Source organism: Nocardia sp. BMG51109, assembly GCF_000526215.1.
GTDB lineage: Bacteria > Actinomycetota > Actinomycetes > Mycobacteriales > Mycobacteriaceae > Nocardia.
Genome location: NZ_JAFQ01000004.1, coordinates 8,041,039 through 8,062,903, shown reverse-complemented (window position 1 = coordinate 8,062,903; position 21,865 = coordinate 8,041,039). Strand labels below are relative to the sequence as shown.

At 68.8% G+C, this 21,865-nt stretch carries 20 protein-coding genes; 9 read left to right on the top strand and 11 right to left on the bottom strand.

The genetic code is table 11. The annotated features are described in order from the left end of the window. Positions 1-4: 4 nt before the first annotated feature. From D892_RS0138015 to D892_RS0137980, 7 genes are all read right to left on the bottom strand, one after another. A complete protein-coding gene (locus D892_RS0138015; protein ID WP_024806267.1) occupies positions 5-889 on the bottom strand; it encodes an ABC transporter permease in 885 nt (294 codons plus the stop codon). Then, a complete protein-coding gene (locus D892_RS0138010) occupies positions 886-1,812 on the bottom strand; it encodes an ABC transporter permease (RefSeq protein WP_024806266.1) in 927 nt (308 codons plus the stop codon). The genes D892_RS0138015 and D892_RS0138010 overlap by 4 nt, the downstream gene beginning before the upstream one ends. After that, positions 1,806-2,831, bottom strand: a complete 1,026-nt coding sequence (locus D892_RS0138005; RefSeq protein ID WP_024806265.1) for an oligopeptide/dipeptide ABC transporter ATP-binding protein — start codon at positions 2,829-2,831, stop codon at positions 1,806-1,808. The genes D892_RS0138010 and D892_RS0138005 overlap by 7 nt, the downstream gene beginning before the upstream one ends. Then, positions 2,818-3,819 (bottom strand): ABC transporter ATP-binding protein, encoded by a 1,002-nt coding sequence (locus D892_RS0138000; protein ID WP_024806264.1) that lies wholly within the window; start codon positions 3,817-3,819, stop codon positions 2,818-2,820. The genes D892_RS0138005 and D892_RS0138000 overlap by 14 nt, the downstream gene beginning before the upstream one ends. A 173-nt stretch (positions 3,820-3,992) precedes the next feature. Next, positions 3,993-5,573 (bottom strand): ABC transporter substrate-binding protein, encoded by a 1,581-nt coding sequence (locus D892_RS0137995; RefSeq protein WP_024806263.1) that lies wholly within the window; start codon positions 5,571-5,573, stop codon positions 3,993-3,995. A 487-nt stretch (positions 5,574-6,060) separates the two neighbouring features. Continuing rightward, positions 6,061-8,262, bottom strand: coding sequence for an ATP-binding protein (locus D892_RS48130; RefSeq protein WP_051499361.1), 2,202 nt, complete (start codon positions 8,260-8,262; stop codon positions 6,061-6,063). 233 nt (positions 8,263-8,495) lie between these two features. Next, a complete protein-coding gene (locus D892_RS0137980) occupies positions 8,496-9,440 on the bottom strand; it encodes a hypothetical protein (RefSeq protein WP_024806262.1) in 945 nt (314 codons plus the stop codon). A gap of 155 nt (positions 9,441-9,595) precedes the next feature. Between D892_RS0137980 and D892_RS0137975 the strand changes: the two genes are divergently transcribed. Both D892_RS0137975 and D892_RS0137970 read left to right on the top strand, forming a co-directional pair. Beyond that, complete coding sequence (locus tag D892_RS0137975; RefSeq protein ID WP_024806261.1) at positions 9,596-9,964, top strand: DUF2255 family protein; 369 nt, start codon at positions 9,596-9,598, stop codon at positions 9,962-9,964. 23 nt (positions 9,965-9,987) lie between these two features. Then, on the top strand, positions 9,988-10,872 hold the full coding sequence (locus tag D892_RS0137970; protein WP_024806260.1) for an aldo/keto reductase: 885 nt from the start codon (positions 9,988-9,990) through the stop codon (positions 10,870-10,872). 125 nt (positions 10,873-10,997) lie between these two features. Here the strand turns inward: D892_RS0137970 and D892_RS45980 are convergent, their stop codons facing one another. Next, positions 10,998-11,657 carry a flavin reductase family protein gene (locus D892_RS45980; RefSeq protein ID WP_198037091.1) on the bottom strand — a complete coding sequence of 220 codons (660 nt, stop codon included), beginning with the start codon at positions 11,655-11,657 and terminating at the stop codon, positions 10,998-11,000. Positions 11,658-12,124: 467 nt separating this feature from the next. Here D892_RS45980 and D892_RS0137965 point away from each other — a divergent pair, with 467 nt between their 5' ends. Next, on the top strand, positions 12,125-12,775 hold the full coding sequence (locus D892_RS0137965) for a DUF6461 domain-containing protein (protein WP_024806259.1): 651 nt from the start codon (positions 12,125-12,127) through the stop codon (positions 12,773-12,775). 57 nt (positions 12,776-12,832) lie between these two features. Further along, positions 12,833-13,216 (top strand): hypothetical protein, encoded by a 384-nt coding sequence (locus D892_RS0137960; protein WP_024806258.1) that lies wholly within the window; start codon positions 12,833-12,835, stop codon positions 13,214-13,216. A gap of 33 nt (positions 13,217-13,249) precedes the next feature. Here D892_RS0137960 and D892_RS0137955 read toward each other — a convergent pair whose 3' ends face one another. Then, positions 13,250-13,912: an FMN reductase gene (locus D892_RS0137955; protein WP_024806257.1), complete on the bottom strand. Its 663-nt coding sequence runs from the start codon at positions 13,910-13,912 to the stop codon at positions 13,250-13,252. Positions 13,913-13,914: 2 nt separating this feature from the next. Next, on the bottom strand, positions 13,915-15,054 hold the full coding sequence (locus D892_RS0137950; protein WP_024806256.1) for an LLM class flavin-dependent oxidoreductase: 1,140 nt from the start codon (positions 15,052-15,054) through the stop codon (positions 13,915-13,917). Positions 15,055-15,214: 160 nt separating this feature from the next. Between D892_RS0137950 and map the strand changes: the two genes are divergently transcribed. From map to D892_RS0137935, 3 genes are all read left to right on the top strand, one after another. Then, entirely contained in the window at positions 15,215-16,078 is an 864-nt protein-coding gene (map, locus tag D892_RS0137945; protein ID WP_024806255.1) for a type I methionyl aminopeptidase, read from the top strand. After that, positions 16,075-17,715 carry a cobyric acid synthase gene (locus D892_RS0137940; RefSeq protein WP_024806254.1) on the top strand — a complete coding sequence of 547 codons (1,641 nt, stop codon included), beginning with the start codon at positions 16,075-16,077 and terminating at the stop codon, positions 17,713-17,715. Before map ends, D892_RS0137940 begins: the two co-directional genes overlap by 4 nt. Positions 17,716-17,893: 178 nt before the next feature. Further along, positions 17,894-18,457 (top strand): hypothetical protein, encoded by a 564-nt coding sequence (locus D892_RS0137935; protein ID WP_024806253.1) that lies wholly within the window; start codon positions 17,894-17,896, stop codon positions 18,455-18,457. A 48-nt stretch (positions 18,458-18,505) separates the two neighbouring features. On the opposite strand, the gene D892_RS0137930 is transcribed toward D892_RS0137935, so the two are convergent. After that, on the bottom strand, positions 18,506-19,543 hold the full coding sequence (locus D892_RS0137930; RefSeq protein WP_024806252.1) for an alpha/beta hydrolase: 1,038 nt from the start codon (positions 19,541-19,543) through the stop codon (positions 18,506-18,508). Between the two features lie 191 nt (positions 19,544-19,734). On the opposite strand from D892_RS0137930, the gene mqo reads away from it, so the two are divergent. Continuing rightward, positions 19,735-21,270 carry a malate dehydrogenase (quinone) gene (mqo, locus tag D892_RS0137925; RefSeq protein WP_084161393.1) on the top strand — a complete coding sequence of 512 codons (1,536 nt, stop codon included), beginning with the start codon at positions 19,735-19,737 and terminating at the stop codon, positions 21,268-21,270. Between the two features lie 21 nt (positions 21,271-21,291). Beyond that, positions 21,292-21,741: a GNAT family N-acetyltransferase gene (locus D892_RS0137920; protein ID WP_024806250.1), complete on the top strand. Its 450-nt coding sequence runs from the start codon at positions 21,292-21,294 to the stop codon at positions 21,739-21,741. Positions 21,742-21,865 lie beyond the last annotated feature (124 nt).

The following is a 21,865-nucleotide window of genomic DNA, read 5'->3' as shown; positions in this document are numbered from 1 at the left end:
TGTCTCACAGCGCCTTGGAATCGAGACGGTCTTCGGCCCATTCGCCGATCAGGTTGAAGCCGAGGACGACGAGCGCCAGGGCGGCGGCGGGCACCGCGGTGATCCACCAGGACGTCATCACCGTCGCCCGCCCCTCGGCGAGCATCGAACCCCACGCCGCCGCCGGCGGCGGAACGCCCGCGCCGAGGAAGCTGAGGATGCCCTCGGTGATGATCGCCCAGCTCATCTGCAGCGTGGAGAGCACGACCACCGAGTTGATCAGGTTCGGCAGCACGTGGCGGCGGACGATGTGCCACCGCCCGGCGCCCGCGACCTTGGCGAGCATGACGAAGTCCCGGGACATGAGCGAGGCCGTCTGGGTGCGTGTCAGCCGCGCGTAGCGACCCCACGACATGGCCACGATCAGCGCGATCACCACCGGCAGGCTGGGACCCACCGCGGCGGCCAGCACCAGCGCGAGCAGGATGGTGGGAAACGACAGCGACGCGTCGACGACGGTGGTGGCGATCGCGTCCGCGACCCGGTTCCCCGAGCCCGCGACCACGCCGACCACGACCCCGAGCACCGCCGAGAGCAGCACCGCGGTGATCGAGACGAACAGCGACACCCGCGCCCCGTACAGCGTTCTGGTCAGCACGTCGCGGCCCTGCCGGTCGGTGCCGAGTGGATGCGCCGGATCCGCGCCGTCCAGCCAGAACGGCGGCAGCGAGCGATGCAGCAGATCCGGTGCGACGGGATCGTAGGAGGTGAGCCACGGCGCACACACCGCGGCGAGCGTGATCGCGCCGACGATGCCGAAGGCCAGCCAGTGCAACCAGTTTCGCCCGAAACCCGCGCGAGTGAGGCGAATCCGCCTGCGCGGCATCGTGATCGGGACGGACGTGCTCATCGGGCCCCCTGCCGTTGTTTCGGATCGAGGAGCAGCGAAACCACCTCGGCCACAAGGTTGATCGCGACGATCACGCCCGCCCAGACCACGGTGATGAACTGCAGCAGCGGGAAATCCCGGGAGGTCGTCGCGTCGTAGGCCATCCGCCCGATACCGGGGAAGTTGAAGATGACCTCGGTGGCCACCGACGAACCGAGCAGCACGCCGTACATCACCCCGAGATAGGTGATCACCGGGGGAGCGGCACTGGTCAGGCAGTGACGCCAGAGGATATAGGACTCGCTCGCCCCCATCGCCCGCGCGAACTGCACGTGATCGGAGGCCAGGCTGTCGATCATGTTCGTGCGCAACAGCCGGACGATGCCGGCGCTGATGAAGTACGCGAGCGTGACCGCGGGCAGCACCCAGCCGGTCCAGTCGCCGCTGCGCGTGGTGGCCGGCAGCCAGTGCAGGCTCACCGCGAAGACCAGGATCGACAGGATGCCGGTGACGAAGGTGGGCAGCGACTGGCCGAACAGCGAGACGATCATGACCCCGCGGTCGACGGCGCGGCCGCGGTAGTAGGCCGCGTAGATCCCCATCGGCACGCTGACCAGCAGCGCGACCAGGGTCGCCGCGCCCGCCAGCAGCAGCGAATCGCCGAGCTTCGGCAGCACCAGATCGGTGACCGGCGCATGATATTTGATCGAGGTGCCGAAGTCGCCGGTGACGATGTCGCCCAGATAGGTGACGAACTGCTCGACGAGCGGCCGGTCCAGCCCCAGCGCCGCGGTCATCGCCCGCCGGTCGGCCTCGGAGGCGTTGGGCGGCAACATCAGATCCACGGGATTGCCGGTGAGCCGGGCCACGACGAAGACCGCCGCCAGGAGTAGCAGCATCGTCAGCGCGCAGCGGGCGAGCCGACCGGCCAGCGCGGTCAGCACGGGACCGCCCCGGCGGCAAGATCGCGGGCGAAATGGCAGGCCACCTCCGAGCCGCCGAGACGATGGACCGCCGGTTCGTCGGATGCGCAGCGCCCGGCGTCGGCCGCGGCCAACCGCGCGCGGTACGGGCATCGGGTGTGGAAGGCGCACCCGGACGGGCGATCGGTCATCGACGGCGGATCGCCGTGCAGCGGTTCCGATTCGGTGGGCGCGGCGCGGACCTCGGGTTCGGCCGCCAGCAGCGCCCGCGTGTACGGATGCACCGGGTTGCGCAGTACCGCTGCCGCGGAACCGGATTCGACGATCCTGCCGAGATACATCACGATCACCGAATCGCACAGGAGCCGGATCGAGTCGAGATCGTGCGAGACGATCACGAACCCGATGTCGCGGCTGTGCTGGATGTCCCGCAGCAGGTTGAGGATCTGCGCCCGGATGGAGACGTCCAGCGCGGAGACCGGCTCGTCCATCACGATCAGCGCCGGCTCGGACGACAGGGCCCGGGCGATCGAGATCCGTTGCCGCTGACCGCCACTGAACTCGTGCGCGTAGGCATTCGGGTCCCGCTGGGACAGGCCGACGGCGGCCAGTAGCCGGGTCACCAGGTCGTGCTGGGTCCGGCGGGTCACCAGGCCGCCGATCACGGCGGGTTCGGCGATGAAGTCGCCGATGCGCATCTTCGGGTTGATCGCGCTCATCGGATCCTGGAAGACGGCCTGCACCGCCCGGCGGAAGCTCTTGCGGTCGCCGCGCCGCAGGGTGCGCAGGTCGCGGTCGCGGAAGTGCACGGTGCCGCCGGTCGGTGGCTCCAGGCCGAGGATCAGCCGCGACAGGGTCGACTTGCCGCAGCCGGATTCGCCGACGATGCCGAGGGATCCGCGCCGGTGGATGGTCAGATCGATATCGCGCAGGACGGTCGTCGTCGCGGCGGCGACCGGGCCGCGGCGGTGCGATCGGTACGACTTCGACACCCCCGCAAGGCGAATCAGCGCTTCGGGTGAGCTGTCAGGCGTTGTCATCGTCGGCTCCCAACCAGCAGCGGGTGTACCCGGATCCGGAGCGCTTCGGCACGACCGGTGGTTCGTGTCGCACGCAGCGGGACTCGGCGGCCGGGCAGCGCTCGGCGAAGCGGCATCCGCTCTGCCGGGCGAACACCGAGGGCGGCTCCCCCGGGATGGTGGTGAGGCCGGGCCCGTCGCGGTCGGCGACCTGATCGGCCGAATCCAGCAGCGCCCGCGAGTAGGGGTGGTCCGGGGCGGTCAGGAGGTTGCCCACGGTGTCCTCCTCCACGATCTGCCCGCGATACATCACGGCGATGCGGTCGCAGATCCGCGCCGCGACACCGAAGTCGTGGGTGATGAACAGCATCGCCAGCCCGCGCCGGCGCTGCTGGGCGCGGAGCATGGCCAGATAGGCGGCCTGCACCGTGACGTCCAGCGAGGTGGTCGGCTCGTCGGCGATGAGCAGCCGCGGTGCGGCCGCCAGCGCGATCGCGCCCACGATGCGCTGGCGGGTCCCGCCGCTGAGCTGATGCGGATACGCGCGCAGCTTCTGCTCCGGATCGGGAATCTGCAACTCGCGCAACAGCTCCCGTTGACGCCGGTGCACGTCCGCGGTGCGGAGCCCGGCCTTGGTGCGCAACACCCGGGCCAGTTGGGTGCCCACCGTCAGGGCCGGATGCAGTGCGGTCAGTGGATCTTGGAAGATCATCGCTATTTCGTTGCCGCGCAGCCGGTTCAGTTGTTTCCGCGGCATGCCGACCAGCTCGGATCCGTTCAATCGCACACTGCCGCCGACGATTCCGGCGGCCGGCTGCGGGCACAGCCCGATGACCGACAGCGCGGCCAGGGTCTTGCCCGATCCGGATTCGCCCATCAGGCCCAGGGTTTCGCCGCGATGCACGGTGAAGCTGATACCGTCGACGGCCGTTCCGCGCGCGGTCCGGGAGCGGACCTCGGTGCGCAGATCCGACACCTCGAGGACCGGTGTGTCCTGCTCGGCGGCCATCAGCGCTCCGCCGCCGTGCTCGTCCGGAACCGGTCACCGGCTGTCGTCTTCGCCGGCGACCGGTGGCCGGTCGGCACGGCATCGGGTGCGCGTCGTTCTACGGTGCCGCCGGTCGCGCGACGGGAACGGGGTGTGCTTGTCATGATATGTCCTGTGGGAGGAGATCGGCCGGATCAACCGGCGGGAGTGAGGGTTTCGTAGGCGAGATCGTTGGGTGAGCCGTTGGTGGGCGTCCAGGACGACACCCGGTCGCCGACGGCGAACGGCAGCGAGGTCTCCGCGATCGGGATCGACCAGTAGTCGTCGTAGAGCTTGCGGTTGAGCTCGCGCAGCCGGGTGTCGCGCGCGCCCTCGTCGACGATCGACGAGATCTGCCGGAACTGCGTGCCGATCCAGTCCGGATTCGGATAGGCGTCGATGGAGCCGCCGTCGCGATGGCTGAGCATGAACGTGCGCATGTTGTTCAGCACCGACGGGCGGGTGGACGGCGCCTGCACCCCGGCCGCCGCCGGCGGATCGAAGGCGGGCGGATCCTGGAGCTGCCACTGCCGGATGGTGCCCCAGTCGACCGGCACCAGTTTCACGGTGATGCCCAGCGCACGCCAGTACCCGGCGATCACCTCGTTGACCGTGGGCTGCTCCGGATTCAGGTTGAACGAGTAGTTGTACAGGGTGAGCTGCTGTCCCGCGTATCCGGCGGCCCGCAGTTCCCGCCGCGCCGCCTCGGGGTCGTAGCGGTAGGGCGCGAGATCGGCCCGGGCGCCGCTGGTGGTGGACGCGAACGGGACGGCGCCGCCGGTATGCCGCTTGCCGACGCCCTCGGGATAGAAGCTCTCGATCACCGTGTCCCAGTCCACCGAATGGGCAAGTGCGGCACGGAAATCCCGGTTCCCGGTGAGGAACTGCGGGTCCTGGGCGCGGAAGAACATCAGCGCGGTGTAGCCGACGTCCTCGACGGAGTGGATGGTCGTCCCGTCGGCGCGCAACGGCGGGACGTCGTTCGGATCGACGGCGGCCACGTCCAGGCTGCCGTCGCCGATCATCAGCGTGCGCGCCGTCAGGTCGGGGACCAGTTGCACCGACAGCAGACGGAATCCGGGGACGCGCGCCCGGTCCCAGTACCGGTCGTTGCGTTCGAAGGTGATGGACTCCCCGGCCCGCTTGCCGGCGAATTTCCACGGGCCGCTGCCGATCGGGTGTTCGCTGAATCCCTTGGCGCCCACCGTGTTGTAGTAGTTCTCGGGGAGCAGTTTGATATCGCCCTCGATCGGGCCGAGCGTGCTGGGCAGGGTGACGGTCGGATCGGTGAGGGTGAGCACCGTGGTCCGCGGATCGGTGACGGCGATGTCGCGGATGGCGCTGCGCAGTGCCACGCAGCTGCTGCAGATCGCCTCCGGCGCGGTGAAGTGCCGCAGCGTGAACGCGACGTCCCGCGCCGTCACCGGGCTGCCGTCGTGCCAGGTCATGCCCGGTCGCAGCCGCAGCGTCCAGGTGGTGGCGTCGGCGTCGGGCGTCCAGCTCTCCAGCGCGCCGGTCGCGGGGGACAGGGCGCCGTCGGGTGTGGCGCCGATGAGCCAGTCGAACATCGGCCCGCTGTAGTTCAGCCCGGCGGTCTGGTCCAGCGACGGATCGACCTGTTCGGCCGAGAACGTCGCCAGCCCGACCGTGACCTGGTCGGCGGGTGTGTCGGCCCCGCATCCGGTGCCGGCGAGGAGAAGGCACAGCGTCGATGCGCAGACGAGGAGTTTCTTCACAGGGGCTCCGGATCGATAGATGCTTACCCGTTGCGCGAGAAGGCTTCCGCGCCCACGGATCCCGTGCCGCCACTGCGCGCTGGGTGACGCGGTAAGGGCACTGCGGTGGGCGGTCCCGCCCCGGGTTGACCGGCGGAACCACCCGATGGCCAAATCGTATCCGGTATACAATTTCGATCGTGTTACCCAACGCATCCGTTGCGTTACGGGACACCGGCCCACTTCACCCCGTCGTTCCGGCGTGCTTGTGGCCGGAATCCTCCGCAACCGACGATGGATCCCGGCCGAGAGCACGCCGGAACGACGGGGTGTCGAGTACGTGTCCGGATGCTGGGGTTCGAGTGTGTTTGCCGGACGTCGGGCTCGAGTGTGTTGCTGGACGCTGGGCCGAAGAGCGTGTCCGGGCGCTGCGACCGAGAGCATGTCCCGACACTGCGACCGAGAACATCCCCGGACGACCAGGACTTGTGCGGGCCTGTCGGCAGTGTTACCGCACGGTGGGTTCCGGGACCGGCAGCACCGACCCGTCCGGTGCGATCTCGATGCGCTGCGGATACTCCGACTGCGCGACGATGGTGGCCAGCAGGTCGCGGCCCGGCGGCAGGGCGCGCACGGTGATCCGGCCGTCGATCGCGGCATCCACGGCCGCGATGGCGATCTCCAGGACCCGGTCGCGCACCGCCCCGGGCACCGCATCCAGTCCGCCGTCGTCGAGCAGCGTGACGGTGACGCCCAGCGACCGTGCGCGGCGGGCCGCCTCCGCCATCTCCGCGGTCGCGAAACCCGGCGCGCGCAACCGATCTCGCAGCTGCGCCTCCAGCAGCGAGCATTCCGCCCGCTGGGCGTCGGTCAGCGCGGCGCCCGCGGCGATCCGCTCCAGCATCGGCCGCGCCGTCCGGTCCAGATAGGCCAGCTGGCTGCGGCGTTCGCGGTCCTGCGCGGCGGTGCGCGCCTCCGCTCCCGCATGCCGGGCCACTTCGGCCCGGGCCTGATGGAACGACCGCAGCGTCGGGCGCATGTACACGGCGAAACCGGTGACGGCCAAAACGATTCCGGCGGCGGCGCCCGCGCCGTCCAGCGGTCCGGCGTCGATGCCCGCGAAGACTCCGAGGGCCGCGGCCACCCCGATCCAGGCGGCGCCGATGCGTCCGCGCACCACCAGTAGTGCCAGCGCGTAGGCGTAGGCCATCAGGATCCACGACGCGTGGTGGACGAAGTGCGCCGGCGGCGCGATCTGCGTGGTGACGACGGCGGCCGGGCCCGCGAGCACGATCAGTGCGGTGGCGGCCGGGGGCAGCGGATCGTGGCGGGGGATGAGCACCGCCGCGCCGGCCGCCCCGGTCAGCGCGTAGGCGATGATCGCGGTGACCGGGTTGGCGCCGCCGGTCAGCGGGCCGAGCATCAGCATCGCGATCGCCAGCTCGATCAGGATCAGCATGACGATCCCGGACCGGCCGCGCAGGCTGATCAGGGTGGGCAGGTGGGACGCGACCGGTTCGGCGCGCATCCACCGCAGCACGACCTCGCAACCGTGGCCGGGCCGGGCGTCGATGACGGCGTCGCCGCCGGGCACGCGGTGCATGCGCGCGACGATGCTGTGCCGGATGCCGAGCCGGTCGGCGCCCACCCGCCGCGGATCGAAACCCGCTCCGTCGTCGGCGATCCGGACGGTAGCGCCGTGCCCGTCGACCGCCACGGCCAGCGTGCGCGAGACCGCGCGGCCGTCGATCGCGGCGTGCCGCATACTGTTTCGCGCCGCCTCGGCGGCGGCGGCACTCAACGCGGTCACCACCTCGCGCGGCAGCGCGCCGGCCCGCGCCGCGATGTCGGCCTCGACGGTGAAGTCGCCGGCCGCGGCGGTGGCCGCGCGCACGGATTCGATGGTGGCCCACGCGGTGACGTCGTCGGCGGCGTCGTGGGCGGTGTCGTCGAGCTGGCGCAGGGTCCGGGCGGCCGCGCGGGACAGCGCGTCCGGATCGTTGCCGCGCGCGGCGTCGAGCAGGGTGGAGAGCACGTTGTCGTGGATCAGCCCGGCGAACCGGGCGCGCTCGCGATCGGTCGCCTCGGCCGTCGCCGCCACCGCCGCCTGCCGCACCGCCGCCGTTGTGGCCTCGTCGAGCTGCACCGCCGCCCGCAGGATGCCCGCCGACGTGCAGGCGAAGAAGCCCTCCATCAGCCAGGTCCGCGCCAGGCTCTCGAGCGTGCCGAGGACACCCCCTTTGCTGGCCACATAGACGTCTACGGCGACGGCGATCAGGCCGGCCAGCACCAGGTAGACGGGCCACCGCCGCCGCCAGGCCACCACGGCGGCCACCACCGTGCAGCCGACCAGCGGCGGACTCCAGGTGCCGGTGGGTTCGAAACATCCGTAGTCCCCGGCCAGCGGCAGCGCGGCGATGGTGGCCGGCACGACCACGGCCAGGACCCCCGCGAAAATTCTCGTGGCCCGCCCGCCGAAGAATACGGCCGCCACGACCGCCGCCGTTCCGGCCGCCGCCACGGACACGACCACCAGCGGTGTCCACCAGGACGCGATCATCGGGGCCTGCTGCACGATCGTCGGCCGATGTGTGACGAGCCAGAGCACGCTGCCGACTCCCACGGCCACCCCGAGCGCCCGCTGCGCCCGCTCCTCGGCCCGACCGGTGGCAGGCGCCGGCGCACCCCGGCGAATCCGTCCCACACGCATCTGACCCCACACCCGTTTCGTCGCCCGGCAACCCGTCCGCACATCGCACGCGAACCAACACCCGGAAGGCTAGCGGCCAACAGAACGGAATACCCAGCGAGCGGCCCTCTCAATCCCCGAACTCGGCAACTCTTTCGGGGCCGCTGGAGGATGTTTCCCGTTTCGCGAAGGAGGAGTTGCCGACCGGCGCGGTCGCATCGGATGCCGTGGTCCGGGCGGCCGAATGCGGTAGCTCACCTGGGGCAGGTGTCGTATTTCGAGCGCAGCTTTTTCTGCAGTTCGGCGGCGTCGGGTATCAGGCTCTCCTCGGGTGGGTCGTCACCGGAGACCTGGCCGTAGGCGCAGGCGCCGACGTTCACCGAGCCGTCCAGGCCCTGGCCGCTGGGTGTCGACCAGTGCAGCATCAGGGGATGCTGCGGAGACGGGCCGATGGTCTCGACGATCCGCACCAGGCCGTCCTCGACTCCCTCGGGCCACTGGTCCACGCGGACCGTGAGGCGCGAGATATGCCCGTCGTCCACGATGAGCGACAACGCCTTCAGCGGGAGCGCGGACACCTGGTGATCCACCGTGTCCTGCCGCTCGGCGCTCAGTGGGAAGTTGACCGTCCATACCGCATCACCGGCCGTTCGGTCCGAGCTGATCCGCACCCGAACGGCCTCGTCGCCCAGCACCGGGCGGAGTGCGGAGAGAAGGTCTTGTCGCGGAAGGTTGTCGGCCTCCATCCGGTCGGCGACCGACGGGTTACGGAACCACTTGATCTCCGAGTCGGGGGCTGCCGGTACTGCGGCCGTGACCTGCCGCAGTCGTCGGGCGTCATCGGCGATCTGCCGCGGATCCAGATCGGCGCTGCGCGCAACGCTGAGCCCGTGTCCGACGGTGAACTCGGCGCTTTGATCGTATTCGCCGAAGCCGTCCCCCTTGATCTGGTCGATTCGCGAAACTACCGCGGCGATCCGGTCCTCCGATGCCTCGGTCATTTCGGCCTCGAGGTCGAGATACGTCCCGCGTTCGAAACTGTTCTCGGAGTTGGCGCTGAACAGTTTCACGCCGGGCATCGCCGAGATTTCTCGCTCCAGCTGTTCGACCTCCCGGCTGCGATCCGGGGCTCCGGTGCACGCCGGCAGTGCGGCCAGCCCCATCGCCAGCGCGACACAGATTCCGAACCGACCGAACATGTCCTACCCCTCCCTGGTCCAGCATCGGCCACCGAGCCTAGAAGGTGGTGCGGTCACGATGCAGGGCGGGACGGGGCTACCCTTGCTGAAGGACCAGTAGGGAACACGTGAGAAACCCGGACCGGTAGACGTCCACCGATTCGAAGGAGATTCCCGTGACCGCATGGACTCCGGATCAACTCGCCACGACCGACCGGGTCGATGAGATCGAGATTTCCTCCCGCCGTGCGGACGGCACGCTGAGTAGACCGCGGACCATCTGGGCGGTCCGGGACGGTGACGATATCTATATCCGGTCGGTCATCGGCCCCGCCGCCGGCTGGTATCGCGGCACCCGGCGCCGCCACGAGGGTCATCTGCAGGCCGCCGATCTCGGTGTCGACGTCGATTTCGTCGATGTCGACGGCGACGGTGAACGCATCGACGACGCCTACCGCGCGAAGTACCGTCGTTACGCGGCGATCATCGACTCGATCAACAGCAACCGAGCTGCCGAGACCACGATGCGTGTGGTTCCGCGGTAGCCGGACCATCAGGAGGGCGAAATATGACAATCCCGAGTTTCACCCTGAACAACGGCGTCACGATGCCTGCCCTCGGGTTCGGCGTCTATCAGACCCCGCCGGACGAAACCATCGCGGCGGTCGAGTCGGCCCTCGCGACCGGGTACCGGCACATCGACACCGCGGCGGCGTACGGCAACGAGCGCGAGGTCGGCGAGGCCGTGCGCCGCTCCGAGGTCGGCCGCGACGATATCTTCCTCGAGACGAAGATCTGGATCAGCGATTTCGGCTACGACGAGACCCTGCACGGTTTCGACAAGAGCGCGGGGAAGCTCGGCGTCGAGGTGATCGACCTGCTGATCCTGCACCAGGCCCTGCCGGGGGAGTTCGACCTGACGGTTCAGGCGTACCGGGCGCTGGAGAAGCTCTACGGGGAGGGCAAGGTCCGCGCGATCGGCGTCTCCAACTTCATGCCCGATCACCTCACCCGGCTGCTCGCCGAGACCGAGATCGTGCCCGCGGTCAACCAGATCGAGGTGCACCCGTACTTCCGCCAGTCCGAACTGCTGGCCGTCGACACCGAGCACGGCATCCTCAACCAGGCCTGGTCCCCGATCGGCGGCATCACCTTCTACCGCGACGGCTCGCACGGCTCGACCCTCGAGGACCCGGTGATCGGCGCAATCGCCACAGAACACGGCAAGACCCCCGCCCAGGTGATGCTCCGCTGGCACCTCCAGCAGAACCGCCAGGCCATCCCGAAATCGGTGCGCCCCGCACGCATCGCGGAAAACTTCGACATCTTCGACTTCGACCTCACCCCCGACCGGCTCACCGCCATCGACGCCCTCGACACCGGCATCCGCGGCGGCCCGCAGCCCGAGGACATCACCCGCGAGACCTTCGGAGTCCCCATCCCCGAGCCCTGAGAGTCGTGGAAGACATTACGCGGGAACGGGTTCGCGTCGTAGCCCTGTGCGTGAGGTCATGCGCGTGAGGCGTCGATACGGATGTCCCGTCGGCACTATGATGACGGGCGAGGTCGGTGATGGGATCAATCGTCTGCAAAGTAAGGTAGAGCGGCCAACCCGTCCGCAGTGGTGAATACGTTTCCGGTCTGCTGCATTACTGGTTCGACAGAACCTTTCGGCGTGCCGTCAGAGTTAAGGAACTGTGGATTGAACCAGACATTCTCCACCTCACCCACAAAAATTCCATGGTTACCGGACAGATCTATCCGAGCAACAATCCGGCAGTTCATCCAACCGATACCGAATGGTGCGATCGGACCGTAGCTCGCCTGCTCATGATCGAGCTCTATACCACAAGTCTGTAGTTTTTCCCGTATAGAGTCGACCGGAAATTTTGAATACTTTGATCCGAGCTTCCAGACTGCATCCAGTTGATTGTACGTCGGGACACTTACGGTGAACCCGGGCGCTATCATCAGGTTGTAGTACGTCTGCCATTCCTTGAAGACCGCTACGACCACGTGCTGCGGATCGGTTGATGCCGATGTCAGGTTGGAAACGGGAATGAGGTCCGGTTCTCCGGTATCATCTTTCGTTCCGATGAGATAGGCAACGCGCGGTGCGAGCAATCGGTGTGCCACGGCACGAGCCCTCTTATTCGATATCACGTGCCCCTCGATCGTGTCGGCATGAAATTTCGGACCGCCTGCTTGAAAGGAGGATACGGGCACGCCGAAGTTCAACGCGATTCTGATTCATCGGCACCACCGGCACACCAGCCGCGAGGACAGCTTCGAGGCGATCAGCCGGTGGAACAACGCGATGATCGACCGCTTCCGGCGAGCTTCCCGGTCGCTGGCCGAAGACTATGGACCACCGGTGCTGCAGTACATCGCCGACCTGCAACGGTTGGCTCGCCGGCATGACACAAGGGCACTTCGAGTCGGTACAACGTCGGTATTCGGGTCTCGTAGCGCTCCGACAGCCCATCGTTTATGGAGCACCTTGGTGCGGAAGCTCATTCGGGCCGAACTCATTCAGGTTGGTGTGCCTTGCCGATCGGCTCGGGCAGTTGGACCGGAGGGGTCTGCGCCGGCCGATGCCAATGTGATGGATTTGCGACCGCCGCTTCGACATAAGGCTGCCGCGACGAATCTCCCTGTCGGGACCGTGGACTAGGGTGTCGGCGGTCGAGAGAGATGAGGACGGTTTGGCAACACCCGGATTTCCGCCGAATACGCTGGACGACGAGGGCTGTCCGCTGTGGATCAGCGGGCTGGCGGACGATGATCCCAACCATTCCGTCCATGTGGTCAGGGGGCTCGAACCCGCCGCGGCGCTGGAAGCGCTGGGGGCCGATCCGCGGCTGATCCAGCCGTGCGAGTTGCCGGAGCGCAAGCCGGACGGTTGGCGGGCATCCCTGCCCGCGGCGGCTCTCGGAATCGAGCCGGAGCTCGGCGACATGACGCTGCTGGCAGGCCGAGTCGGCGAATGGACCTTCGTGTACGACGATGCCGGGGCCACGTTCGGCGACGTGCACGTGTTGTCGGCCGCGGGCCGGATCGCGGCGACGAGCCACTTCTCCATCAATGCCGATGCGAGCCTGACGTACTACGCCGACGGCGACGAACTCGCCTGGATCAACGTGGACGATCTCGACCTAGAGACCGATCCGGCCGAGATGCCGCCCGAACTCCGTGCGGCGTTCGAGGCGGCCGGTAGCGTCGAGCTGGATTATCTCGAGCCGGGCGAGCCCGATTTCGACATCTGTATGCGCGTGGTCAGCGCGCTGGCGGGCATGCCCTGGACACTCGACGATCTACGCCGAATCCCGTTGCTGGTAGCCCCTTCCCACTGCTGAACCGCAGGCCGTCCCGGTCGGCGACGTTCGAACGCAGTCGATGTCGAGGGAGATGGTGTGCACTCTGATCGGAGTTTCGACAATCCGCCCGCGCTGCCTCACGAGGTCGTGGCCGAGACATTGGAGCGGGCCTTGCGCGACCGCACGGTCGAGGGAGAAGCAGCGAGTGTCCTGATCGGAACTGCCTTGAACGACGACGACGGGGAATTCGTCGAGTACTGGTGCGTGCAGGTCGGGACACGGGCGGTGCCGGGTAGTCCGTTGCTCGGGCCGGCGTGCCTGTGCCTGGGCCACACCGTCCGGCGTTTCGGGCATCTCGGCGATGATGCCCTCGCCCTGGCGAAGTCGCTGGCGGCACGAGCCGAGGCCGACCCGTCGGACGTCGACGGCCGGGCCATCGACGGGTACGACGACGTCCGGAGCTTCCTGCGCCTGCCGTGAGGCACCGTCCGGTGCGGTCGGGTGGCCTCGGTGCTAACGACCCCGGTCCGCCGGCTCGCCTGTGTGACCGGCGAGGAGTTCGGCGAACGGGGTGGGGGAGGGGAGCGAGTTTCCGGAGGTGCGGGGGCGTTCCTCACCCAGGAACCCGCCGACCGCGGTGTCCTCCGCGACCACCAGCCGGGCCAGCTCGGCGGCGGCGCGGCGGACCCGGTCGGTGAGCCCGGATGTTCCGAAATCCTCTGTGGCGGCGAAGATTCCGGTGGGCACGACGACGGCCCGGAGATAGCTGAACAGCGGGCGCATGGCGTGGTCGAGGACCAGGGCGTGGCGCGGGGTTCCGGCCGTGGCCGCGATCAGGACCGGCATGCCGTTGAGGGCGTCGGGGTCCAGGACGTCGATGAACATCTTGAACAGCCCGCTGTAGCTCGCCGCGAAGACCGGCGTGACGGCGATGAGGCCGTCGGCGGCCGACACCCTGTCCCGCGCGGCGGCCACCGCCGGGGTGGGCAGGCCGCCGGTGGTCAGGGTGGACGCGAGATCGGTTGCCAGCTCGCGCAATTCGATGACCTCGAACTCCACCGACTCGCCGCGGGCGGTGACCGCCGCGTCGACGGCACCGGCCAGCTGGTCGGCGAGCAGCCGCGTGCTGGACGGCTGCGACAGTCCGGCGGTGAGGACGACGACGGTACGGCTCACGATCACTCCTTCCGCGCCTCGGCGAGCATGTGCTCGCGGGCCGGCTCGACGAGATGATGCGGCGCCTCGGGCCCGGCGGCCACCAGCGAGGCGTGCGTGGGCGGATCGCTCGGGACATGGCTCGGGCGACGCGCCTCGAACTCCTTGCGCAGCACCGGGACGACCTCGTGGCCGAGGATCTCGAGCTGCTCCAGCACCACCTCCAGCGGCAGGCCCGCATGATCCATCAGGAAGAGCTGGCGCTGGTAGTCGCCGACGTTGTCCGCGAATCCGAGCGTCCGCTCGATCACCTGCTCCGGCGTTCCCACGGTCAGCGGGGTCAGCTCGGTGAACTCCTCCAGCGACGGCCCGTGCCCGTAGACGGGCGCATTGTCGAAATAGGGCCGGAAGAACTTCTTGGCCGCCGCCTCGGTCTCGGCCATGAACACCTGGCCGCCCAGCCCGACGACGGCCTGGTCGGCGGCGCCGTGCCCGTAGTGCTCGTAGCGCTGCCGGTACAGGTTCACCATCTGCGCGGTGTGCTCGGCGTTCCAGAAGATGTTGTTGTGGAAGAAGCCGTCCCCGTAGTAGGCGGCCTGCTCCGCGATCTCCGGCGACCGGATCGACCCGTGCCACACGAACGGCGGCGTGCCGTCCAGCGGCGCGGGCGTCGAGGTGAAGCCTTGTAGCGGCGTGCGGAACTTGCCCTGCCAGTTCACGCTCGGTTCGCGCCACAGCCTGCGCAGCAGATGGTAGTTCTCGATCGCCAGCGGAATGCCCTCGCGGATGTCCTTGCCGAACCACGGGTACACCGGCCCGGTGTTACCGCGCCCCATCATGAGATCGACCCGGCCGCCGGCCAGGTGTTGCAGCATGGCGAAGTCCTCGGCGATCTTGACCGGGTCGCTGGTCGTGATCAGCGTCGTCGCCGTCGACAGCTGCAACCGCTCGGTGCGCGCGGCGACGTAGCCGAGCATCGTGGTCGGCGACGACGGCACGAACGGCGGATTGTGGTGCTCGCCGGTGGCGAACACGTCCAGCCCGACCTCCTCGGCCTTCAGCGCGATGGCGACCATCGCCTGAATGCGCTCGGCCTCGCTCGGGGTCCGGCCGGTGGTCGGGTCGGCGGTGACATCCCCGACGCTGAAGATTCCGAACTGCACGATGCCTCCTCGTTTCTTCCCACTCTATGTGGTGGACATGGCAACCAAAGGAACGGGGTACACCGCCGTTGTATTCCGGCCGGACCTGCCGGGTGGCGGATAAGGGCCGAGGAACGGCGTGCCGAGCACGTGAGCCGTCCTTGCGGATACGCTTGATCGCATGTCTGTCCGCACCCGCCAGCCACTCGTCCCCGGAACCCAGTCGCCGATCCGCGAGGTCCCGCGCTCGATCGAGCGTCCGGAGTACGCGTGGAAGAAGACCGTCAACGAGGGCCGCGAGCCCTGGGTGCAGACGCCGGAGACGATCGAGAAGATGCGGCTCGCGAGCAAGCTGGCCGCGCAGGCGCTCGCCGAGTCGGGAAAGGCGGTCGCGCCGGGCGTGACCACCGATGAGCTGGACCGCATCGTGCACGAGTACCTGTGCGACCACGGCGCGTATCCGTCCACGCTGGGGTACAAGGGCTTTCCGAAGTCGTGCTGCACCTCGCTGAACGAGGTGATCTGCCACGGCATCCCCGATTCGACGGTGATCGAGGACGGCGACATCGTCAACGTCGACGTCACCGCCTACATCGACGGCGTGCACGGCGACACCAACGCGACCTTCCTCGCGGGCGAGGTGGACGAGGAGGTGCGGCTGCTGGTGGAGCGCACCGAGGAGGCCACCAAGCGGGCGATCAAGGCGGTCCGTCCGGGCCGGGCACTGAATGTGATCGGCCGCGTCATCGAGTCCTACGCCAACCGCTTCGGCTACGGGGTGGTGCGCGACTTCACCGGTCACGGCGTCGGCCCCACCTTCCACAGCGGCCTGGTGATCCTGCACTACGACCAGCCGGCCATCGAATCGGTCATCGAGACGGGCATGACGTTCACCATCGAGCCGATGATCAACCTCGGCGGCATCGACTACGAGATCTGGAACGACGGCTGGACGGTGGTCACCAAGGACCGCAAGTGGACCGCCCAGTTCGAGCACACCCTGGTGGTGACGGACGAAGGCGCCGAGATCCTGACCCTTCCGTGAAGGGTGCGCTGCTGGTCGCCGGCACGACCTCCGACGCCGGGAAAAGCGTTGTGGTGGCGGGGATCTGCCGGATGCTGGCGCGGCGCGGGGTGCGGGTGGCGCCGTTCAAGGCGCAGAACATGTCCAACAATTCGGTGGTGACGCTCGACGGCGGGGAGATCGGGCGGGCCCAGGCGTTGCAGGCGCGCGCGTGCGGGCTGGAGCCGAGCGTGCGGTTCAATCCGGTGCTGCTGAAGCCCGGCAGCGACCGGCGCTCGCAACTGGTGGTGCGGGGTGCGGCCGTCGATACCGTGGGGGCGGCCGACTACTTCCGGCATCGGGACCGGCTGCGGCGGGTCGTGGTCGACGAGTTGGCCGCGCTGCGCGCCGAATACGACGTGGTGATCTGCGAGGGTGCCGGATCGCCCGCCGAAATCAACCTGCGGGCAACGGATCTGGCCAATATGGGGCTGGCTCGTGCGGCCGGTCTGCCGGTGCTGCTCGTCGGCGATATCGATCGCGGGGGAGTGCTGGCGCATCTGTTCGGCACCGTGGCGATCCTGGAACCCGAAGACCAGCAACTGATCTCGGGATTCATCGTCAACAAGTTCCGCGGTGACGTCGATCTCCTGCGGCCGGGCATCGACCGGTTGACCGCGCTCACCGGGCGGCCCACGCTCGGCGTGCTGCCCTACGCCGAGGACCTGTGGATCGATGCCGAGGACTCGCTGGGGACCGTCGCCGACGCACCGGTGGGCCGCTCGCAACCACCCGCCGGCACCGCATGGCTCACCGTCGCGGCGATCCGGTTGCCGCGCATCTCCAATTCCACCGACGTCGAGGCCCTGGCCTGCGAGCCCGGTGTCGCGGTGCGCTGGGTCGCCGATCCGTCCCGGCTGGCCGATGCCGACCTGGTGGTGCTGCCCGGCAGCAAGTCGACGGTGAGCGATCTGGAGTGGTTGCGCCGCACCGGAATCGCCGACGCGCTGGTCGGCCGTGCCCGCACCGGCAGGCCGATCCTGGGCATCTGCGGCGGCTACCAGATGCTCGGCCGACGCATTCACGACGAGGTCGAGTCCGCCGCCGGTACGGTACCGGGCCTCGGCCTGCTGGATCTGGAGATCGAGTTCGCCGACCCGAAGATGTTGCGCCGCATCGCGGGACGGGCGCTCGGCCGGAGCGACGGCCTCGGGGGCCCGGACCGGCTGCGGTCGGCCGAGCCGGGTGTGCCGGACGCGGCCCCGGGGCGGTCTGCCCCGGCCGAGTCGGGGGCTTCGCACGAGGCGGTAGATGGGCCGGTTCCGGTGCACGGCTACGAGATTCATCACGGGCGCGTGCGTCGCAGCGGCGACCCCGCCTGGCTCGAGCTGTCCGATGGCGGCGCCGAAGGAAGCGTGCGCGACGCGATCTGGGGTACGCACTTGCATGGTCTGATGGAATCCGACGAGTTCCGGCGCGGTTGGCTCCGGGCGGTAGCGGCGACAGCCGGCCGTTCGGGTTTCGTTCCCGCGGACGATGTTTCGGTGTCCGAGGTGCGTGCCGAACAGCTCGACCTCCTGGCCGACCTGATCGAGAAGCACCTCGATCTCGACCACCTCGAGCGACTGCTCACCGCCGGCCCGACGCCTGGCCTGCCGACCCTCACCGTCGGGCGTTGACCATCGCCGGAACCGCCGTTCCGTGGATGCGCGGGCAACCACGAATCGCGTTCCCGGGTGCGTGCGGCAGTGACATTCCACAAATGAGCGGCCGGAGCCGCGGGCATGCGTTCACTGCCCCGCAGGGTGGTCAGTAACACGCGGTCGGGGATGGCGTCGACGTGTAGCGTGAGTCGGCATGGAAAGTCGGCGGATCGCGGTCGAGGACCGCGAGTGGACCGTGCGCATCGGTGGGCCCTCCTCGCGGCACACCGTGCTGCTGCTGCCCGACGCGGGCGACCCGGTCGATGTCTACGACCGCGTGTGCGAGCGGCTGCACACCTCCGACCTGCGCACGATCGTCATCGAAGCACTCGATGATCTGGACCGGGAGGGCGTACACGCCATCCTCGACGAGCTCGGCGTGCCGTGGGCCAACCTCGCCGGCGTCGGTGCGGGCGCCGATCTGGCCTGGCAGCTGGGCGCGCGCGGCTTCGGCCGGTTCATCGGCCTCGTCGTCGCCGGGCGCGCGCATCCCGCCGCCCCCGGCACGGACGGCGCGGCCCCCGACCCCAGCTGCCCGCCCGTGGAACTGCCCACCACCGTGATCGGCACGAAGCGGCTGCCCCGGGCCGCGGCCGAGGCGAGCGCCCGGCACGTATTCGGCGAGTTCCGGGTCACCCAGGTCGACGTCGACCACGTCGCCGCCGAGGCCGGCCAGGAACTGGCCACCGAGATCGTCCTGCGCAGCGGCCTCTGGTGAAGCAGGGGCCCTCAGATGCAGCGGGGCCTCCGGTAACCCGGTCGAGTGTCAGTGTGCGGGTGTGGATTTCGCGGTGAACCCGGCCAGCCACGCCAGCCAGGAATCCAGCTCGGCGAACGCCTCGTCGCGCACCGCCGCCGAGGACAGGAACACGTCGTGGCGGGCGCCCTCGATCGGCACGATGCTGGTCCGGTCGCCCAGGCAGCCCGACCAGCGCTGGATCTGGCGCACGTCGAGCACGGTATCGGCGACATCGGCCGCGGGGCCGTACCGGCGCATGAACTTCGTCACCTTCGAGCGCAGGATCAACGCCGGCACCCCGATATCCAGGCCGCGCTGCAGGCGGGCGTGCCCCTGCCGGATCGCCCGCAGCCAGCCCAGATGCACGGGGAAGCCGGTCAGCGGCTTCCAGTCCAGGTCGTAGTCCCATTCGCCGGACACGCTGTGGTGCAGGCTGTCGCCGTAGGTGCTCAGCTCGCTGCCGGGCAGCCGCATCCCGCCACGCCACCGCCCCAGGCCCTTGATGACCGCCGTGCCGATGGTCCGGTAGTACGCCGGTCCCTGCAGATCGAACCACGGGCTGTTCAGCACCAACCCCGTAATGTCCTGGCCCGCACCCTCTTCCGACCGGTTCAGCCGATCCAGCCAGAGCGGCGCCACCAGTCCGCCGGTGGAGTGCGCCATCAGCAGCACCGGCAGCCCGGTCTCGGCCCGGGCGATGCGCAGCGCCGCGTGCAGTTCGGCGTCGTAGAGCGACAGATCGCTGACGTAGTGCGCGGTCTGCCCGGCCCGCCGCGACCGGCCGCACTTGCGCAGATCCAGCGCGTAGAACCGGTAGCCCTGCGCGGACATGTGCTCGGCCACATGCTTCTGGAAGAAGTAGTCGGTGAACCCGTGCAGATACAGCACGGTGCCCCGGGCCGTGCCCGGATCGCCCGCCGTGTGGCGGACCAGGGTGGCCTCTACGGTGCCCTCGCCGTCGGGGTCGGCGCCCAGCGGAATGGTCAACTGTTCGTACCCGTCGCCCAGCACATCGGCCCGCCAGGCAGGAGTATCGACGGGCGCAACCGGCGTCTCGTTCGTCACAGCTCCACGATATTCGACCCGCTCATCGGCGGCAGGTGGAGTGAAGTTCGGGACACCTGGTGTCGCCCGGTTCGGAAACGGGCATGGTGAGGGGCAGAATTGGGTTGAAGTGAACGGCGGGTAACCTTCCCGCTGAAGCTCGCTACCCGCCGCAGGACAAGGAAGTCGATCTACCCGTGCCGAACGCTGCGATGACTGAAAAGACCGATGTAGTACTCATCGGTGCCGGCATCATGAGTGCCACCCTCGGTGCGCTGCTACGTCAGTTGCAGCCCGACTGGTCGATCACCATGTTCGAGCGGGTGGACGCCGCGGCCCCGGAGAGCAGCGACCCGTGGAACAACGCCGGCACCGGCCATTCCGCCCTCTGCGAGCTGAACTACAGCCCGCAGCAATCGGACGGCTCGGTGGACGTGTCCAAGGCGGTCGACATCAACGAGCGGTTCCAGGTGTCGCGGCAGTTCTGGGCCTACGCCGTGGAGAACGGGGTGCTCGGCGATCCGTCGGAGTTCATCAACCCGATCGCACACGTCAGCTTCGTGCACGGTGCCGACGGCGTCGACTATCTGCGCAAGCGCTACGAGGCGCTGGCCCGCCACCCGCTGTTCGCGGGGATGGAGTACATCGACACCCCCGACGAATTCGCGCGCCGGCTGCCGCTGATGGCCAAGGGCCGCGACTTCTCCGATCCGATCGCGCTGAACTGGAGCGATCGCGGCACCGACATCAACTTCGGCTCCCTGACCAAGCAGCTGCTGGCCTACCTGGGCGCCTCCGGCGTGGAGATCGCGTTCGGCAACCAGGTGCTCGACCTGGACAAGCAGTCCGACGGCAGCTGGAATGTCCGCTCTCGCAACACCCGCACCGGCACGACCCGCACGGTGAACGCCAAGTTCGTCTTCGTCGGCGCCGGCGGCTACGCGCTGCCGCTGCTGCAGAAGTCCGGGGTCGCCGAGATCAAGGGCTTCGCCGGGTTCCCGGTCAGCGGCCAGTTCCTGCGCTGCACCGATCCGGCGCTGATCCGGCAGCACAACGCCAAGGTCTACGGCAAGGCGGCCGTCGGGGCGCCGCCGATGTCGGTGCCGCACTTGGACACTCGCGTGATCGACGGCCGGCCGGGCCTGCTGTTCGGTCCGTACGCCGGGTGGACGCCGAAGTTCCTGAAGGACGGCAAGCTGACCGATCTCGTGAAGTCGGTGCGCGCCGGCAACGTCACGCCGATGCTCGGCGTCGCCGCCAGCGAGCTGGGCCTGGTCAAGTACCTGGTCAGCGAGCTGCTCAAGTCGCCCGCGGGCAAGGTGAACACGATGGAGGAGTTCATCCCGCGCGCCGACGGGCACGACTGGGAGCTGATCACCGCGGGCCAGCGCGTGCAGATCATCCGCCGTAAGGGCATCGGCGGCGTGCTCGAACTCGGCACCGCCGTGATCGCCGCCGGCGACGGCTCGGTGGCCGGCCTGCTCGGTGCCTCGCCCGGCGCCTCGACCTGTGTCAGCGCCATGCTCGACGTGCTGCAGCGGTGCTTCCCCCGCGAATACGACGAGTGGACTCCGAAGCTGAAGGCCATGGTGCCGTCGCTGGGTGTGAAGCTCTCGGACAACCAGGGCCTCTACAGCGAGGTGTGGGACTGGACCAGCAAGGCGCTGCAGCTGAATCAGGCCGAGGCCGTGGTCGGCGGCGGTGCATCCGGCAACACGCCGGTGCCGGCCGGAGTCGCGCAGAGCTGACCGATGTGATAGCAAGACGCGATGATGTCAACGGTTGCCCTCAAACGGTCGTGGGCCGCGGATCTGGATACCGCGACCCTCTACAAGCTGTTGCAGCTTCGCGTCGCGATCTTCGTCGTCGAGCAGAAGTGCGCGTATCCGGAGCTGGACGGGCTCGACCTGCTGCCGGAGACACGGCACATCTGGCTCGAGGACGAGGGTGAGATCATCTGCACCCTGCGGCTGCTGGAGGAGCACAAGGACGGCGTGAAGTCGTTCCGCATCGGCCGGCTGTGCACCGCTCAGACCTCCCGCGGGCACGGCTACACCACCCGCGTACTGCAAGCCGCACTCGCCGAAACCGGTTCGGCCACGGTGCGCTTGAACGCCCAGACCTACCTGGTCGACATGTACACCAAGCACGGCTTCGCCCCCGACGGCGACGAGTACGTCGAGGACGGCATCTCCCACATCCCGATGCGCCGCAGCTGATTCCAGGCACCGCCGTCCGTCATACCGATCCGTCGTTCGGGCGTGATAGTCGGTCGTTCCGGCGCGTCATCCCCGCGTGATAGCCCGTCATCCCGGCGCGCTTTTTGCCGGAATCCATTTGTGC